At 67.5% G+C, this 305-nt stretch carries 1 pseudogene; it reads left to right on the top strand.

Annotation, left to right across the window (positions count from 1 at the left end):
• A pseudogene (locus KUM40_RS34855) lies at positions 1-305 on the top strand (trehalose synthase); the annotation flags it as partial.

Below are 305 nucleotides of genomic sequence, written 5' to 3'. Positions count from 1 at the left end.
TCCGCCGGCGGCGACGAGTGCCACATGGCCTTCCACTTCCCGGTCATGCCGCGCATCTTCATGGCGGTGCGCCGCGAGTCCCGCTACCCGGTCTCCGAAATCCTCGCCAAGACCCCCGCGATCCCGTCCGGCTGCCAGTGGGGCATCTTCCTGCGCAACCACGACGAGCTGACCCTGGAAATGGTCACCGACGAGGAACGCGACTACATGTACGCGGAGTACGCCAAGGACCCGCGCATGCGCGCCAACATCGGCATCCGCCGGCGGCTCGCCACCCTGCTGGACAACGACCGCGACCAGATCGA

This window comes from Streptomyces sp. AC512_CC834 (genome assembly GCF_019049325.1).
In the GTDB taxonomy this organism is placed as follows: domain Bacteria; phylum Actinomycetota; class Actinomycetes; order Streptomycetales; family Streptomycetaceae; genus Streptomyces.
The sequence above is the reverse complement of the archived record's forward strand: the minus strand, read 5'-3'. Positions and strand labels throughout refer to the sequence as shown.